At 54.4% G+C, this 16,190-nt stretch carries 14 protein-coding genes; 12 read left to right on the top strand and 2 right to left on the bottom strand.

Going from position 1 to position 16,190, the window contains the following annotated elements:
• Positions 1 to 25: 25 nt before the first annotated feature.
• The 12 genes from bamA to tilS all read left to right on the top strand — a co-directional run bounded on the left by bamA (position 26) and on the right by tilS (position 15,707).
• Positions 26 to 2,443, top strand: a complete 2,418-nt coding sequence (gene bamA, locus HV355_RS17680; RefSeq protein WP_042719073.1) for an outer membrane protein assembly factor BamA — start codon at positions 26 to 28, stop codon at positions 2,441 to 2,443.
• A gap of 122 nt (positions 2,444 to 2,565) precedes the next feature.
• Complete coding sequence (skp, locus tag HV355_RS17675) at positions 2,566 to 3,060, top strand: molecular chaperone Skp (RefSeq protein ID WP_010426710.1); 495 nt, start codon at positions 2,566 to 2,568, stop codon at positions 3,058 to 3,060.
• Positions 3,061 to 3,063: 3 nt separating this feature from the next.
• Positions 3,064 to 4,089 carry a UDP-3-O-(3-hydroxymyristoyl)glucosamine N-acyltransferase gene (gene lpxD / locus HV355_RS17670; RefSeq protein WP_182402855.1) on the top strand — a complete coding sequence of 342 codons (1,026 nt, stop codon included), beginning with the start codon at positions 3,064 to 3,066 and terminating at the stop codon, positions 4,087 to 4,089.
• Positions 4,090 to 4,192: 103 nt separating this feature from the next.
• Complete coding sequence (fabZ, locus tag HV355_RS17665; protein ID WP_010426706.1) at positions 4,193 to 4,648, top strand: 3-hydroxyacyl-ACP dehydratase FabZ; 456 nt, start codon at positions 4,193 to 4,195, stop codon at positions 4,646 to 4,648.
• 3 nt (positions 4,649 to 4,651) lie between these two features.
• Entirely contained in the window at positions 4,652 to 5,440 is a 789-nt protein-coding gene (lpxA, locus tag HV355_RS17660; protein ID WP_010426704.1) for an acyl-ACP--UDP-N-acetylglucosamine O-acyltransferase, read from the top strand.
• A complete protein-coding gene (lpxB, locus tag HV355_RS17655; RefSeq protein ID WP_108417042.1) occupies positions 5,440 to 6,588 on the top strand; it encodes a lipid-A-disaccharide synthase in 1,149 nt (382 codons plus the stop codon). Before lpxA ends, lpxB begins: the two co-directional genes overlap by 1 nt.
• Positions 6,585 to 7,181, top strand: coding sequence for a ribonuclease HII (gene rnhB, locus HV355_RS17650; RefSeq protein ID WP_010426699.1), 597 nt, complete (start codon positions 6,585 to 6,587; stop codon positions 7,179 to 7,181). The genes lpxB and rnhB overlap by 4 nt, the downstream gene beginning before the upstream one ends.
• 38 nt (positions 7,182 to 7,219) lie before the next feature.
• Positions 7,220 to 10,702, top strand: coding sequence for a DNA polymerase III subunit alpha (gene dnaE, locus HV355_RS17645; RefSeq protein ID WP_089599133.1), 3,483 nt, complete (start codon positions 7,220 to 7,222; stop codon positions 10,700 to 10,702).
• A 12-nt stretch (positions 10,703 to 10,714) separates the two neighbouring features.
• Entirely contained in the window at positions 10,715 to 11,674 is a 960-nt protein-coding gene (accA, locus tag HV355_RS17640; RefSeq protein ID WP_023310466.1) for an acetyl-CoA carboxylase carboxyl transferase subunit alpha, read from the top strand.
• A 100-nt stretch (positions 11,675 to 11,774) separates the two neighbouring features.
• Positions 11,775 to 13,907, top strand: coding sequence for a lysine decarboxylase LdcC (locus HV355_RS17635; RefSeq protein WP_182402853.1), 2,133 nt, complete (start codon positions 11,775 to 11,777; stop codon positions 13,905 to 13,907).
• 65 nt (positions 13,908 to 13,972) lie between these two features.
• The gene (locus HV355_RS17630; RefSeq protein WP_010426691.1) at positions 13,973 to 14,362 is read left to right on the top strand and encodes a VOC family protein; all 390 of its coding nucleotides are present in this window, start codon (positions 13,973 to 13,975) and stop codon (positions 14,360 to 14,362) included.
• A gap of 58 nt (positions 14,363 to 14,420) precedes the next feature.
• Positions 14,421 to 15,707 carry a tRNA lysidine(34) synthetase TilS gene (gene tilS, locus HV355_RS17625; RefSeq protein ID WP_120159256.1) on the top strand — a complete coding sequence of 429 codons (1,287 nt, stop codon included), beginning with the start codon at positions 14,421 to 14,423 and terminating at the stop codon, positions 15,705 to 15,707.
• A gap of 28 nt (positions 15,708 to 15,735) precedes the next feature.
• On the opposite strand, the gene rof is transcribed toward tilS, so the two are convergent.
• Together rof and HV355_RS17615 are read right to left on the bottom strand one after the other, a co-directional pair.
• On the bottom strand, positions 15,736 to 15,996 hold the full coding sequence (gene rof, locus HV355_RS17620) for a Rho-binding antiterminator (protein ID WP_120159257.1): 261 nt from the start codon (positions 15,994 to 15,996) through the stop codon (positions 15,736 to 15,738).
• Entirely contained in the window at positions 15,983 to 16,183 is a 201-nt protein-coding gene (locus HV355_RS17615) for a YaeP family protein (RefSeq protein WP_008501889.1), read from the bottom strand. Before HV355_RS17615 ends, rof begins: the two co-directional genes overlap by 14 nt.
• Positions 16,184 to 16,190: the final 7 nt, after the last annotated feature.

Genomic DNA, 16,190 nt, shown 5'->3' with positions numbered 1-16,190 from the left:
GTGTTAGGAAGAACGCATAATAACGATGGCGATGAAAAAGTTGCTCATAGCGTCGCTGCTGTTTAGCAGCGCCACCGTATACGGTGCTGACGGGTTCGTAGTGAAAGATATTCATTTCGAAGGCCTCCAGCGTGTCGCCGTTGGTGCGGCCCTCCTCAGTATGCCTGTGCGCCCCGGCGATACGGTTAATGATGAAGATATCAGTAACACCATCCGTGCTCTGTTTGCCACTGGCAACTTTGAGGACGTTCGCGTTCTGCGCGATGGTGATACGCTGCTGGTACAGGTAAAAGAACGTCCAACGATCGCCAGTATCACCTTCTCCGGCAACAAGTCGGTGAAAGATGACATGCTCAAGCAAAACCTTGAAGCATCCGGTGTTCGTGTGGGGGAGTCCCTGGACCGCACAACCCTTGCAGACATTGAAAAAGGTCTGGAAGACTTCTATTACAGCGTCGGTAAATACAGCGCCAGCGTGAAAGCGGTAGTGACGCCGCTGCCGCGTAACCGTGTTGACCTGAAACTGGTCTTCCAGGAAGGTGTTTCTGCGAAGATCCAACAGATCAACATTGTGGGTAACCACGCGTTCAGCACCGACGAGCTTATCTCAACGTTCCAGCTGCGTGACGAAGTGCCGTGGTGGAACGTGGTGGGCGATCGTAAATACCAGAAACAGAAACTGGCAGGCGACCTTGAAACCCTGCGCAGCTATTATCTGGATCGCGGTTATGCCCGTTTCAACATTGATTCAACTCAGGTCAGTCTGACTCCGGACAAGAAAGGGATCTACATTACGGTTAACATCACAGAAGGCGATCAGTACAAGCTTTCTGGCGTTGAAGTAAGTGGAAACCTGGCGGGGCATTCTGCTGAGATTGAGTCGCTGACCAAAATTCAGCCCGGCGATCTGTATAGCGGTTCTAAAGTCACCAAAATGGAAGACAGTATTAAAAAGCTGCTCGGCCGCTATGGTTACGCCTATCCGCGCGTACAAACTCAGCCGGAAATCAACGACGCAGAGAAAACCGTTAAGCTGCACGTGAACGTTGATGCGGGTAACCGTTTCTACGTGCGTAAGATCCGCTTCGAAGGTAACGATACTTCTAAAGATTCCGTTCTGCGCCGCGAAATGCGCCAGATGGAAGGGGCGTGGTTGGGTAGCGACCTGGTTGACCAGGGTAAAGAGCGTCTGAATCGTCTGGGTTACTTCGAGACGGTTGATACTGATACCCAGCGTGTACCAGGCAGCCCGGATCAGGTTGATGTCGTCTATAAAGTAAAAGAGCGTAACACCGGTAGCTTCAACTTCGGTGTGGGCTACGGTACTGAAAGCGGTGTGAGCTTCCAGGTCGGTGTTCAGCAGGATAACTGGCTGGGTACGGGGTACTCTGTTGGTATCAACGGTACCAAAAACGACTACCAGACCTACTCTGAGTTTTCTGTCACAAACCCATACTTCACCGTTGACGGTGTGAGCCTGGGTGGTCGTATCTTCTATAACGACTTTAAAGCAGACGACGCGGATCTGTCCTCCTATACCAACAAGAGTTACGGTGTAGACGGTACGCTCGGCTTCCCGGTGAACGAATACAACACCCTGCGTGCGGGCTTAGGTTATGTGCATAACGACCTGTCCAACATGCAGCCGCAGGTGGCAATGTGGCGTTATCTGGATTCCATTGGCCAGTCGGCAAGTACGTCCAGTGATGACAACGGTTTCGCGGCGGATGACTTCACCTTCAACTACGGCTGGACATATAACCGCCTTGACCGTGGCTACTTCCCTACGGAAGGTTCTCGCGTCAACCTGAACGGTAAAGTGACCATTCCTGGCTCTGATAACGAGTTCTACAAGTTGACGCTGGACACGGCGTCTTACTTCCCAATTGATGATGACCACAAGTGGGTTGTCTTGGGTCGTACTCGTTGGGGCTACGGTGACGGGATTGGCAGTAAAGAGCTGCCGTTCTATGAGAACTTCTATGCGGGTGGTTCCAGCACCGTTCGTGGCTTCCAGTCCAATAACATTGGTCCGAAAGCGGTCTACTACGGCGGTAATGACGAAGATAACTGCGCAAGCCGTGATCCGAAACAAGTATGTAGCTCTGATGATGCAGTCGGCGGTAACGCCATGGCCGTGGCGAGCCTTGAGTTCATCACGCCTACGCCGTTCATCAGCGACAAGTACGCGAACTCTGTCCGTACCTCCTTCTTTATGGATGCGGGTACGGTGTGGGATACCAACTGGGAGAATACCGCCCAGATGCGTGCGGCAGGTGTTCCAGACTACAGCGATCCGGGCAACATTCGCATGTCCGCAGGTATCGCATTACAATGGATGTCACCGCTGGGGCCGTTGGTCTTCTCTTACGCCCAGCCGTTTAAGAAATACGATGGAGACAAAGCGGAGCAATTCCAGTTTAACATTGGTAAAACCTGGTAATAATTCGCTGCAAAGGAATGCGTTGGCAGTGTAGCGCTGACAACTGGCGATCGGTAACACGATCGCCTTGCCACGCAAAGAACGGTACCTTCAGGTGCCAATGGGATGGTAAGGAGTTAATTGTGAAAAAGTGGTTATTAGCTGCAGGTCTCGGTTTAGCGATGGCAACTTCTGCTCAGGCAGCGGACAAAATCGCAATCGTCAACATGGGTAATTTGTTCCAGCAAGTTGCACAGAAAACGGGCGTTTCTGCGACGCTGGAAAACGAATTCAAAGGCCGTGCTAGCGAACTGCAACGTATGGAAGGCGACCTCCAGACTAAAATGCAGCGTCTGCAGCGCGATGGTTCTACCATGAAAGCAAGCGATCGCAGCAAGCTGGAAAAAGACGTAATGGCTCAGCGCCAGACCTTCTCCCAGAAAGCGCAGGCTTTCGAGCAGGATCGTCAGCGTCGTTCTAACGAAGAGCGCGGTAAACTGGTTACTCGCATTCAGTCTGCAGTTAAAGCTGTTGCTGCCGACCAGAGCATCGATCTGGTTGTTGATGCGAACGCCGTTGCTTTCAACAGCAGCGATGTTAAAGACATCACCGCTGATGTTCTGAAACAGGTTAAATAAGTAATGCCTTCAATTCGACTGGCTGATTTAGCTCAGCAGTTGGGTGCAGAATTACACGGTGATGGCGATATCGTCATCACCGCTGTTGCGTCCATGCAATCTGCTAAAGCTGGCAACATCACTTTCATGGTAAGCCCTAAGTACCGTGAACACCTGGCTCAATGCCAGGCGTCTGCCGTTGTTCTGACGCAGGACGATCTTCCGTTTGCCACTGGCGCTGCTCTGGTAGTGAAAAATCCCTACCTGACGTATGCACGCATGGCCCAAATTCTTGATACCACGCCGCAGCCGGCGCAGAACATTGCGGCTAGTGCCTCAATTGATCCGACGGCTCAGCTGGGTAACAACGTTGCAGTTGGCGCAAACGCTGTCATTGAATCCGGCGTAGTGCTGGGTGACAACGTGGTGATTGGTCCTGGCTGCTTTGTTGGTAAAAATACGAAGATTGGTGCAGGGTCCCGCTTGTGGGCCAATGTATCTGTCTACCACGAGGTTGAGATTGGCGAAAATTGCCTCATTCAATCCAGCACGGTGATTGGCTCTGACGGTTTCGGTTACGCCAACGATCGGGGTAACTGGGTTAAGATCCCACAGTTGGGTCGCGTGATTATCGGCGATCGTGTTGAGATCGGTGCCTGTACCACTATTGACCGCGGTGCGCTTGACGACACCATTATTGGCAATGGTGTTATCATTGATAACCAGTGCCAGATTGCACATAACGTTGTGATTGGCGACAATACCGCAGTTGCGGGCGGCGTGATCATGGCAGGCAGCCTCAAAATTGGCCGTTACTGCATGATTGGCGGTGCCAGCGTGATCAACGGCCATATGGAAATATGCGACAAAGTGACGGTGACAGGTATGGGCATGGTTATGCGTCCTATCACTGAACCTGGCGTCTATTCCTCAGGCATTCCGCTGCAACCGAACAAGGTCTGGCGTAAAACAGCTGCTCTGGTGATGAATATTGATGATATGAGCAAGCGTCTCAAAGCGATTGAGCGCAAAATCGATCAACAAGACTAAGCGTTCATCCGTTTAACGCTAATTTTCCCGGCCTGTCGGCTTTTTTATAAACCGGCAGGCCGTGTTATTATTGCTACTTAGTACATTTGACAGGAAGAGTATTTTGACTACTGACACTCATACTCTGCATATTGAAGAGATTTTAGAACTTCTGCCGCACCGCTACCCGTTTTTGCTGGTAGACCGTGTGCTGGATTTTGAAGAAGGTCGTTTTCTGCGCGCAGTGAAAAATGTCTCCGTTAACGAGCCTTTCTTCCAGGGACACTTCCCTGGTAAGCCTATCTTCCCGGGTGTGTTGATCCTGGAAGCAATGGCACAGGCAACCGGTATTCTGGCGTTTAAAAGCGTAGGTAAACTGGAGCCGGGTGAACTCTATTACTTCGCAGGTATCGATGAGGCGCGCTTTAAGCGTCCAGTTGTGCCTGGTGATCAGATGATCATGGAAGTCACTTTTGAAAAAACGCGTCGCGGCCTGACTCGCTTCAAAGGCGTAGCTCTGGTTGACGGCAAAGTTGTTTGCGAAGCGACGATGATGTGTGCTCGTAGCCGGGAGTCCTGATACGTGATTGATAAATCTGCCTTTATTCATCCTACTGCCATCGTGGAAACCGGTGCCATCATTGGTGCTAACGTCCACGTTGGTCCGTTCTGTATTGTTGGACCCCATGTCGAAATTGGTGAGGGTACAGTACTGAAATCTCACGTTGTGGTGAATGGTCACACGACCATTGGCTGTAATAACGAGATCTATCAGTTCGCTTCCATCGGTGAAGTTAACCAGGATCTGAAATATGCTGGTGAAGCCACCCGTCTGGAAATTGGCGATCGTAACCGTATTCGTGAAAGCGTCACCATTCATCGTGGAACAGTACAGGGCGGTGGGTTGACGAAGGTAGGCAGCGACAACCTGTTTATGGTTAATGCGCATATCGCGCACGACTGTACCGTGGGTGACCGCTGTATCCTCGCCAACAACGCAACGCTGGCGGGGCACGTATCGGTAGATGATTTCGCAATTATCGGTGGTATGACCGCAGTTCATCAGTTCTGCATCATTGGTGCACACGTGATGGTCGGCGGCTGCTCAGGTGTGGCGCAAGACGTTCCACCTTACGTTATTGCGCAGGGTAACCATGCCACGCCATTTGGCGTGAACATCGAAGGCCTCAAGCGCCGTGGCTTTAGCCGTGAAGCGATTACAGCCATCCGCAACGCGTACAAACTGCTGTACCGTAGCGGGAAAACGCTGGAAGAGGCGAAGCCGGAAATTGCCGAGCTGGCGAACAAACACCCTGAAGTGAACGCGTTCATGGAGTTCTTTGACCGTTCAACAAGGGGTCTGATTCGTTAATGGTCGACAGTCGTCCGCTTACGATAGCCCTGGTCGCCGGAGAAACCTCCGGCGATATTCTTGGTGCTGGTCTCATCCGCGCGCTAAAAGCTCGCGTACCTAATGCTCGCTTTGTGGGTGTTGCTGGCCCGCTGATGCAGGCTGAAGGTTGCGAAGCTTGGTATGAGATGGAAGAGCTGGCCGTGATGGGCATCGTTGAGGTGCTAGGGCGTCTGCGTCGCTTACTTCATATTCGTGCCGATCTCACTCGCCGTTTTACCGACCTCAAACCTGATGTGTTTGTCGGTATCGATGCGCCTGATTTCAACATTACCCTCGAAGGGAATTTGAAAAAGCAGGGGATCAAAACCATTCATTATGTCAGTCCGTCCGTCTGGGCGTGGCGACAGAAACGCGTTTTCAAAATCGGGAGATCCACCGATCTGGTGCTGGCTTTCCTGCCTTTCGAAAAAGCGTTTTACGACAGATTTAATGTTCCGTGCCGTTTTATCGGTCATACCATGGCGGATGCGATGCCATTGGATCCGGATAAAAACGCGGCGCGCGACGTACTGGGTATTCCCCATGACGTGCACTGTCTGGCACTGCTGCCTGGCAGCCGCGGTGCTGAAGTTGAAATGCTGAGCGCCGATTTCCTCAAAACAGCGCAAATTCTTCGCCAGACCTATCCCGACCTTGAAGTGGTTGTGCCGCTGGTGAATGCCAAACGCCGCGAGCAGTTTGAGCGCATCAAAGCGGAAGTCGCCCCGGATCTTCACGTCCGCCTGCTGGACGGGAAAGGGCGGGAAGCGATGTATGCGAGCGATGCCGCGCTGCTGGCCTCCGGCACGGCGGCGCTGGAGTGTATGCTGGCGAAATGCCCGATGGTGGTCGGTTATCGCATGAAGCCGTTCACCTTCTGGCTGGCAAAACGTCTGGTGAAAACGGATTATGTCTCCCTGCCAAACCTGCTTGCCGGTCGCGAGCTGGTGAAAGAGCTGTTGCAGGATGATTGTCAGCCGCAGGCGCTCGCGGATGCACTGCTGCCGCTGCTGGCAAACGGAAAGACCAGCCACGAGATGCACGATACCTTCCGTGAACTGCATCAACTGATCCGCTGTAATGCTGATGAGCAAGCGGCTGATGCGGTGCTGGAGCTAGCAAAATGATGGAATTTGTTTATCCTCACACCCACCTTGTAGCGGGCGTGGACGAAGTAGGACGCGGCCCGTTGGTAGGCGCAGTGGTCACCGCGGCGGTGATCCTCGATCCGGCTCGTCCCATTATCGGGCTGAACGACTCTAAAAAATTGTCTGAAAAGCGCCGGCTGGCGTTGTTTAGCGAGATTCAGGAGAAGGCGCTGGCCTGGAGCTTGGGGCGCGCTGAACCGCATGAAATAGACGAGCTGAATATTTTGCATGCTACGATGCTGGCGATGCAGCGTGCGGTAGCGGGCCTGAAAATTTCTCCTGAATATGTCCTGATTGACGGAAACCGCTGTCCGGCATTGCCTATGCCTTCAATGGCGGTCGTCAAAGGCGATAGCCGGGTCGCAGAAATTAGCGCAGCTTCTATTATTGCCAAAGTGACGCGCGACGCCGAAATGGCCGCGCTGGACCTCACTTACCCTCAGTATGGTTTCGCCCAGCATAAGGGGTATCCCACACCTTTCCATCTGGAAAGGCTGGCTGAACATGGCGCAACCGAACACCACCGTCGCAGCTTTGGCCCGGTGAAGCGCGCGCTGGGACGGGTGTCCTGAATCAATACGCAAGTCATTAAGTAACGCGGAATCTGAAGATGGCTGAACCACGTTTCGTACACCTGCGGGTGCATAGCGACTACTCCATGATCGATGGGCTGGCAAAGACCGGACCGCTGGTAAAAAAGGCGGCCGCGCTTGGCATGCCTGCGCTGGCGATCACCGATTTTACCAACCTGTGTGGCCTGGTGAAGTTCTACGGAACCGCGCATGGTGCCGGGTTAAAGCCAATTGTCGGCGCAGATTTTCATGTCCAGAGCGAGCTGCTCGGCGATGAAATGACGCAGATCTCCGTGTTGGCGATGAACAACACCGGTTATCAGAACCTTACCCTGCTTATCTCTAAAGCCTATCAGCGTGGATATGGTGCGATGGGCCCGTGGATCGACCGCGACTGGCTGGCAGAGCTGAACGAAGGCCTGCTGCTGATTTCTGGCGGTCGCATGGGCGATGTCGGCAAGTGTCTGCTGCGTGGCAACAGTGCGCTGGTGGATCAGTGCGTCTCGTTCTACGAAGAGTATTTCCCGGATCGCTACTATCTTGAGCTGATCCGCACCGGGCGCGCGGACGAAGAGAGCTATCTGCATGCCGCCGTGGCACTCGCCGAAGAGCGCGGTCTGCCTGTGGTGGCCACCAACGATGTCCGTTTCCTTGAAGCGGGTGATTTTGACGCACATGAAATTCGTGTGGCGATCCATGACGGCTTCACCCTCGACGATCCTAAACGTCCGCGTAACTACTCCTCTCAGCAGTATATGCGCAACGAAGAGGAGATGTGTGAGCTCTTCTCTGACATCCCGGAAGCGCTGGAAAACAGCGTTGAAATAGCAAAACGCTGTAACGTCACCGTGCGTCTCGGCGAGTACTTCCTGCCGCAGTTCCCGACGGGTGACATGACCACGGAAGATTTCCTGGTCGTAAAATCGAAGGAAGGCCTGGAAGAGCGTCTGGAGTTCCTGTTCCCGGATGAAGCCGTTCGCAAAGAGAAACGCCCACCGTACGATGAACGTCTGGATATTGAACTCCAGGTGATCAACCAGATGGGCTTCCCCGGCTACTTCCTGATCGTTATGGAGTTTATCCAGTGGTCGAAGGATAACGGCGTGCCGGTAGGTCCGGGCCGTGGTTCCGGTGCGGGATCGCTTGTGGCCTACGCGCTTAAAATTACCGATCTCGACCCGCTGGAGTTTGACCTGCTGTTCGAACGTTTCCTAAACCCGGAACGTGTTTCCATGCCCGACTTTGACGTCGACTTCTGCATGGAGAAACGCGACCAGGTGATCGAGCACGTCGCCGATATGTACGGCCGTGATGCGGTATCGCAGATTATTACGTTCGGTACGATGGCGGCGAAAGCGGTTATCCGTGACGTCGGCCGCGTGCTGGGCCACCCGTACGGGTTTGTTGATCGTATCTCCAAGCTGGTGCCGCCCGATCCGGGCATGACGCTGGCAAAAGCGTTTGAAGCCGAACCTCAGCTGCCGGAAATCTACGAAGCCGACGAAGAAGTTAAAGCGCTGATCGACATGGCGCGCAAGCTGGAAGGCGTCACGCGTAACGCCGGTAAGCATGCGGGGGGCGTGGTTATCGCCCCGACCAAAATCACCGACTTCGCACCGCTATACTGCGATGAAGCGGGCCAGCACCCGGTTACCCAGTTCGATAAGAACGACGTAGAATACGCCGGGCTGGTGAAGTTCGACTTCCTTGGCCTGCGTACGTTGACGATCATCGACTGGGCGCTGAAGATGATCAACCCGCGCCGGGAAAAGCAGGGCCTTGAGCCAATAGACATCGCTGCTATCCCGCTGGATGACAAAAAAAGTTTCGACATGCTGCAGCGCTCGGAGACTACCGCCGTCTTCCAGCTTGAATCCCGCGGCATGAAAGATCTGATTAAACGTCTGCAGCCTGACTGCTTCGAAGATATGATCGCACTGGTGGCCCTGTTCCGTCCGGGCCCGCTGCAGTCCGGGATGGTAGATAACTTTATCGACCGTAAGCACGGACGCGAAGAGATTTCCTATCCGGACGTTCAGTGGCAGCACGAAAGCCTGAAGCCGGTACTGGAGCCAACCTACGGCATCATCCTGTATCAGGAACAGGTGATGCAGATTGCCCAGGTGCTTTCCGGCTATACCCTCGGCGGCGCGGACATGCTGCGTCGTGCAATGGGTAAGAAAAAGCCGGAAGAGATGGCCAAGCAGCGAGGCACTTTCGAAGAAGGCGCGAGAAAAAACGGCGTTGATGGTGAACTGGCGATTAAGATCTTTGACCTGGTGGAGAAATTCGCCGGGTACGGATTTAACAAATCCCACTCCGCCGCCTATGCTTTGGTGTCGTATCAAACGCTGTGGCTGAAAGCGCACTATCCTGCTGAATTTATGGCGGCGGTAATGACGGCCGATATGGACAACACCGAGAAGGTGGTTGGCCTGGTGGACGAGTGCTGGCGCATGGGGCTCAAGATCCTGCCGCCGGACATTAACTCGGGTCTCTACCACTTCCACGTCAACGACGACGGGGAGATCGTTTACGGGATCGGCGCGATCAAAGGCGTGGGCGAAGGCCCGATCGAGGCGATCATCGAAGCGCGTAACAACGGCGGGTATTTCCGCGAGCTGTTCGATCTTTGCGCCCGTACCGATACCAAAAAACTGAACCGCCGCGTGCTGGAAAAACTGATCATGTCCGGCGCGTTTGACAGGCTGGGACCGCACCGCGCCGCGCTGATGAACTCGCTGGGCGACGCCCTGAAAGCGGCGGATCAGCATGCAAAAGCGGAAGCGATTGGTCAGGCGGATATGTTTGGCGTGCTGGCGGAAGAGCCAGAGCAGATTGAACAGTCATACTCCAACTGCCAGCCGTGGCCTGAACAGGTGGTACTGGATGGGGAGCGTGAAACGTTAGGCTTGTACCTGACGGGGCACCCAATCAACCAGTACATCAAAGAAATTGAGCGCTATGTCGGCGGCCACAGGCTAAAAGACATGCATCCGACAGATCGTGGTAAAATCACCACGGCTGCGGGGCTCGTGATTGCTGCAAGGGTAATGGTCACCAAGCGCGGCAATCGTATCGGCATCTGTACGTTGGATGACCGTTCCGGGCGTCTGGAGGTGATGTTATTCACCGACGCGCTGGATAAATACCAGCACTTGCTGGAAAAAGACCGCATACTTATCGTCAGCGGACAGGTCAGCTTTGATGACTTCAGCGGGGGGCTTAAAATGACCGCCCGCGAAGTGATGGACATTGACGAAGCCCGGGAAAAATATGCTCGCGGGCTTGCTATCTCGCTGACGGACAGGCAAATTGATGACCAGCTTTTAAACCGACTCCGTCAGTCTCTGGAACCCCACCGCTCGGGGACCATTCCAGTACATCTCTACTATCAGAGGGCGGATGCACGTGCGCGGTTGCGCTTTGGTGCAACGTGGCGTGTCTCTCCGAGCGATCGTTTACTGAACGATCTCCGTGGCCTCATTGGTTCGGAGCAGGTGGAACTGGAGTTTGACTAATACAGGAATACTATGAGTCTGAATTTCCTTGATTTCGAACAGCCGATTGCAGAGCTGGAAGCGAAAATCGATTCTCTGACAGCGGTAAGCCGTCAGGATGAAAAACTGGATATTAACATCGACGAAGAAGTGCATCGTCTGCGCGAGAAAAGCGTAGAGCTGACGCGCAAAATCTTTGCCGATCTCGGCGCATGGCAGGTGGCCCAGCTGGCACGCCATCCACAGCGTCCGTACACCCTGGATTATGTCCGCCTGGCGTTTGACGAATTTGACGAACTGGCAGGCGATCGCGCATACGCTGACGATAAAGCTATCGTTGGCGGTATCGCGCGTCTGGACGGACGCCCGGTGATGATCATTGGTCATCAGAAAGGTCGTGAAACCAAAGAGAAAATCCGTCGTAACTTCGGGATGCCGGCACCAGAAGGCTACCGTAAGGCCCTGCGTCTGATGGAGATGGCTGAACGGTTCAACATGCCTATCATCACTTTCATCGACACCCCGGGCGCTTACCCTGGCGTGGGCGCAGAAGAGCGCGGTCAGTCTGAAGCTATCGCGCGCAACCTGCGCGAGATGTCTCGTCTGAAGGTGCCGGTCATCTGTACCGTTATTGGTGAAGGCGGTTCCGGTGGTGCGCTGGCCATTGGCGTGGGCGATAAAGTGAATATGCTGCAGTACAGCACCTATTCCGTTATCTCCCCGGAAGGCTGTGCGTCCATTCTGTGGAAAAGCGCAGACAAAGCGCCGCTGGCTGCAGAAGCAATGGGCATCATTGCGCCGCGCCTGAAAGAGCTTAAGCTGATCGACTCCATCATCCCGGAACCGCTGGGTGGTGCGCATCGTAAGCCGGAAGTGATGGCCGCTTCCCTGAAAGCACAGCTGCTGGCTGACCTGGCGGATCTGGACGTGCTGAGCAAAGACGATCTGCTCAACCGTCGCTACCAGCGTCTGATGACCTACGGTTACGCGTAAGCTTCATAATTATCTGAAAAGCCGCACACTGTTGCGGCTTTTTTTATACCTGCGGTTTAGCCGGGCTATGCTTAGCTAATGTTTTTTAAGGAGGAAGCCCATGAAAATCATTGCCATTATGGGGCCACACGGCGTCTTTTATAAAGATGAGCCGATTAAGGAGCTGGAGCAAGCCCTGCAGTCGCGCGGGTATCAGCTAATCTGGCCGCACAACAGCGCCGACCTGCTGAAGTTCATCGAGCATAATCCGCGTATCTGTGGCGTGATCTTCGACTGGGATGAATATGACCTCGAACTGTGCAGCGATATCAACAAGCTGAACGAATATCTCCCGCTTTACGCGTTCATCAATACCCACTCGACGATGGACGTCAGCGCCAATGATATGCGAATGGCGCTGTGGTTCTTTGAATATTCGCTCGGCGTGGCGGACGATATTGCGACCCGCATTCAGCAATATACCGGTGAATATCTCGATAACATCACGCCGCCGTTTACCCGCGCGCTCTTCACCTACGTGAAGGAAGGCAAATATACCTTCTGTACGCCAGGCCATATGGCAGGAACGGCCTATCAAAAAAGTCCGGTGGGCTGCCTGTTCTATGATTTCTTTGGCGGCAACACGCTGAAAGCGGACGTGTCGATTTCAGTCACCGAATTAGGCTCTCTGCTGGATCACACCGGCCCGCATCTGGAGGCCGAAGAGTATATTGCCCGCACCTTTGGTGCTGAACAGAGCTATATGGTGACCAACGGCACCTCTACCTCGAACAAAATCGTCGGGATGTACGCTGCCCCTGCAGGCAGTACCTTGCTGATTGACCGCAACTGTCATAAATCGCTGGCGCATCTGCTGATGATGAGCGACGTCGTGCCGCTCTGGCTGTCACCCACGCGCAACGCGCTCGGTATTCTTGGCGGCATCCCGCGTCGTGAGTTTACGCATGACGCCATAGAAGGTAAGGTCGCGACGATCCCCGGCGCGAGCTGGCCTGTTCACGCGGTGATCACTAACTCCACCTACGACGGCCTGCTGTACAACACCAACTGGATCAAGCAGACGCTGGATGTGCCGTCGATCCACTTTGATTCAGCGTGGGTGCCGTACACCAATTTCCACCCGATTTACGCCGGTAAAAGCGGTATGAGCGGCGAGCGTGTGCCGGGCAAAGTGTTCTTCGAAACGCAGTCGACGCATAAAATGCTGGCTGCGTTTTCGCAGGCTTCGTTAATTCACATCAAAGGTGAGTACGACGAAGATACGTTTAACGAAGCCTTTATGATGCACACCACTACCTCGCCGAGCTATCCGCTTGTGGCCTCGATTGAAACGGCCGCGGCGATGTTGCGTGGCAATCCGGGCAAACGCCTGATCAACCGCTCGGTGGAGCGCGCGCTGCATTTCCGCAAAGAAGTTCAGCGGCTGAAAGATGAAGCCGACGGCTGGTTCTTTGATATCTGGCAGCCGGAAGAGATTGATGAAGCTGAATGCTGGCCCGTCTCGCCCGGCGAAGACTGGCATGGTTTCCGGGATGCCGATGCCGACCATATGTTCCTCGACCCGGTCAAAGTGACGATCCTGACACCGGGCATGGACGAGCAGGGCATTATGGGTGATGAAGGGATCCCCGCCGCTCTGGTGGCGAAGTTCCTGGACGAGCGCGGCGTGGTGGTGGAGAAAACCGGGCCGTATAACCTACTGTTCCTGTTCAGCATTGGGATCGACAAAACCCGCGCGATGGGGTTGTTGCGCGGCCTGATGGAGTTTAAGCGCGCCTACGATCTCAACCTGCGGGTGAAGAACATGCTGCCGGATCTTTACGCGGAGGATCCTGACTTCTATCGGAATATGCGCATTCAGGATCTGGCTCAGGGGATCCACAAACTGATCCGCCAGCACGACCTGCCGCGTCTGATGCTGCAGGCGTTTGATGTCCTACCGGAAATGAAACTCACGCCACACAAAGCGTGGCAGCGGCAGGTGAAAGGCGAGGTGGAAACCATCGAGCTGGAAAATTTGGTCGGGCGGGTGTCGGCCAACATGATCCTGCCTTATCCGCCGGGTGTTCCGCTTTTAATGCCCGGTGAGATGATCACCGAGGAGAGTCGGGCGGTGCTCGATTTCCTGTTGATGCTCTGCTCTGTCGGACGCCATTATCCGGGCTTTGAGACCGATATCCACGGTGCGAAGCGCGATGAGCAGGGTGTGTACTGGGTGCGAGTCCTAAAATAAAGGTGACCGCTTGCAAGGTGCGGGTTTTCGGTTGTAACGTTCAGGCATCATAAAAAGGAGAAGCTATGCTGGGTTTAAAAGCTGTTCATCATATTGCGATTATTGCAACCGATTACGCAAAAAGTAAGTCCTTCTACTGCGATATCCTTGGCTTTACGCTGCTCAGTGAGGCTTATCGCGAGGAGCGCGACTCCTGGAAGGGCGATCTGGCGTTAAACGGGCAATATGTGATTGAGCTGTTCTCATTTCCTTTTCCGCCTGCGCGTCCTTCCCGCCCGGAAGCCTGCGGCCTGCGCCATCTGGCCTTTAGCGTTGATGACCTTAATAGCGCGGTCAAGCATCTGGAATCGCACGGCGTGATGTGCGAAGCGATACGCGTCGATCCGTTCACCGACAAGCGTTTTACCTTTTTCAGCGACCCCGATGGCCTGCCGCTGGAGCTTTACCAGCAGTAATCGCCGTCATGTGTGATAATGCCCGCTTAGTCCGGGCATTTTTTATGTGTAATTTCCTATGACCTTACCCGCTATCGCACAAGCCGTTTCACCGTACCGCCAGCTGCTGGTGGGGTTTAGCGGTGGGCTGGATTCCACCGTGTTGCTCCACCGCCTTAAGCTCTGGCGTGACCAGGTGTCTGACGTCCAGCTCCGGGCGATACATATCCACCACGGGTTAAGTCCTCATGCTGATGCATGGGGAGCGCACTGTGAAGCACTCTGTGAGGCGTGGAGCATTCCGTTGATGGTTGAACGCGTGATTCTCCACGAGGAAGGGCTGGGCATTGAGGCGCAGGCGCGCAAGGCCCGCTATGCCGCTTTTGCTCGCGCCTTACGGCCCGGTGAAGCACTCGTTACGGCGCAGCATCTTGACGATCAGTGCGAAACGTTTTTACTTGCGCTTAAGCGGGGCAGTGGTCCGGCGGGGTTATCCGCCATGCCTGAGCGCGCGCGTTTTGCCGGGACCGAATTAATCCGCCCGCTGCTGGGTGAAACACGTGCTTCTCTTGAATCCTGGGCGCATGAATATCAGCTGAGCTGGATTGAGGACGAAAGCAATCAGGACGACAGCTACGATCGTAACTTCCTGCGTCTGCGGGTCTTACCGCTACTGACCGAACGCTGGGAGCACTTTGCTGAAGCGACGGCCCGTAGCGCCACGCTTTGTGCCGAGCAGGAGAGCCTGCTGGATGAGTTGCTGAGTGAAGAGCTGGCCGAGCTGATTTCCTCTGAGGGCGCGGTGGCAATTGCGCCGCTGGAAGCGATGAGTGCGGTACGCCGTGCTGCAGTTTTACGCCGCTGGTTGGCCTCTCATCATGCCGTCATGCCGTCGCGAGCAATGCTCGGCAGAATATGGGATGAAGTGGCGAAGGCGCGAGAAGATGCCACGCCGAGCGTCTACCTGAACGGCTTCGAGGTCAGGCGCTATCAGGGGAAACTGTGGTGGGTTAAATCCCGTTCTTCTCTTTCTGATGTTGTTCTCGACTGGCCCTGCGTGGTGGAAGCGCTGATGTTACCCGCTGGCGCGGGTAGTGTATCCCTGACGAATGCCGGTCACGTGCGTCTGCCAGAAGCGGATGAGCCCGTTACGGTGCGTTTTAAAGCCGGTGGTTTGCTGCATATCGTCGGGCGTAATGGCGGACGAAAGCTGAAGAAAATCTGGCAGGAGAACAATGTGCCGCCCTGGCTGCGCGATACCACGCCGCTGCTGTTTTATGGTGAGACGCTTATTGCCGCTGCGGGCGTGTTTATCACTGAAGAAGGGTGGACAGAAAAGGGCGTTTCGTTTGAGTGGAATGCGTAACGGGCAGCCGGGCTGCCCGTGAGTGTCATCAGGTTTCGCTTACCACAACGGTACCGATTTCCGGGTGGCTGAAGCTGGCAATTTTGTCCAGACGAAGCTCGCGCGTCGCGCCGGCATCTTCCACTATCAGATATTCCACATTCTTACGTGAAACCAAATCGCTGGCCTTCGCCTTCAACACTTCGCCATCTTTTAGCTCCAGCGTCAGTATTAAATGATGCTGGCAGGCGAGTTCGAGGTTGTCATAGTCATCACAATTGATGGGTTGATAAGTATCATTCATCGACATAATCGCTCACCAGTAAATTCGCCGCAGCATACGCTGCTTTTTCCCTGACCGACTCTGAAAGGCTCTCATCAGAGGCCACTTCATTAAGCACCTTCAATACACAGCCCAACGCGTCCGGGACATACCCTAGATCGCCGCTGGCGATTTCCGCATACCGTTTGCGAATTAACTCACAATAATTATTCACATCCCCT

This window comes from Enterobacter sp. RHBSTW-01064, assembly GCF_014103035.1.
In the GTDB taxonomy this organism is placed as follows: Bacteria; Pseudomonadota; Gammaproteobacteria; order Enterobacterales; family Enterobacteriaceae; genus Enterobacter; species Enterobacter mori.
This window is presented reverse-complemented; position numbering and strand designations above follow the sequence as displayed.

Bases quoted from the DNA above. Each gene is read 5' to 3' on its own strand.
- bamA (WP_042719073.1), top strand. From the start codon at position 26: ATGGCGATGAAAAAGTTGCTCATAGCGTCGCTGCTGTTTAGCAGCGCC.
- lpxD (WP_182402855.1), top strand. From the start codon at position 3,064: ATGCCTTCAATTCGACTGGCTGATTTAGCTCAGCAGTTGGGTGCAGAA.
- lpxB (WP_108417042.1), top strand. From the start codon at position 5,440: ATGGTCGACAGTCGTCCGCTTACGATAGCCCTGGTCGCCGGAGAAACC.
- rnhB (WP_010426699.1), top strand. From the start codon at position 6,585: ATGATGGAATTTGTTTATCCTCACACCCACCTTGTAGCGGGCGTGGAC.
- dnaE (WP_089599133.1), top strand. From the start codon at position 7,220: ATGGCTGAACCACGTTTCGTACACCTGCGGGTGCATAGCGACTACTCC.
- accA (WP_023310466.1), top strand. From the start codon at position 10,715: ATGAGTCTGAATTTCCTTGATTTCGAACAGCCGATTGCAGAGCTGGAA.
- HV355_RS17635 (WP_182402853.1), top strand. From the start codon at position 11,775: ATGAAAATCATTGCCATTATGGGGCCACACGGCGTCTTTTATAAAGAT.
- HV355_RS17630 (WP_010426691.1), top strand. From the start codon at position 13,973: ATGCTGGGTTTAAAAGCTGTTCATCATATTGCGATTATTGCAACCGAT.
- tilS (WP_120159256.1), top strand. From the start codon at position 14,421: ATGACCTTACCCGCTATCGCACAAGCCGTTTCACCGTACCGCCAGCTG.
- rof (WP_120159257.1), bottom strand. From the start codon at position 15,996: ATGTCGATGAATGATACTTATCAACCCATCAATTGTGATGACTATGAC.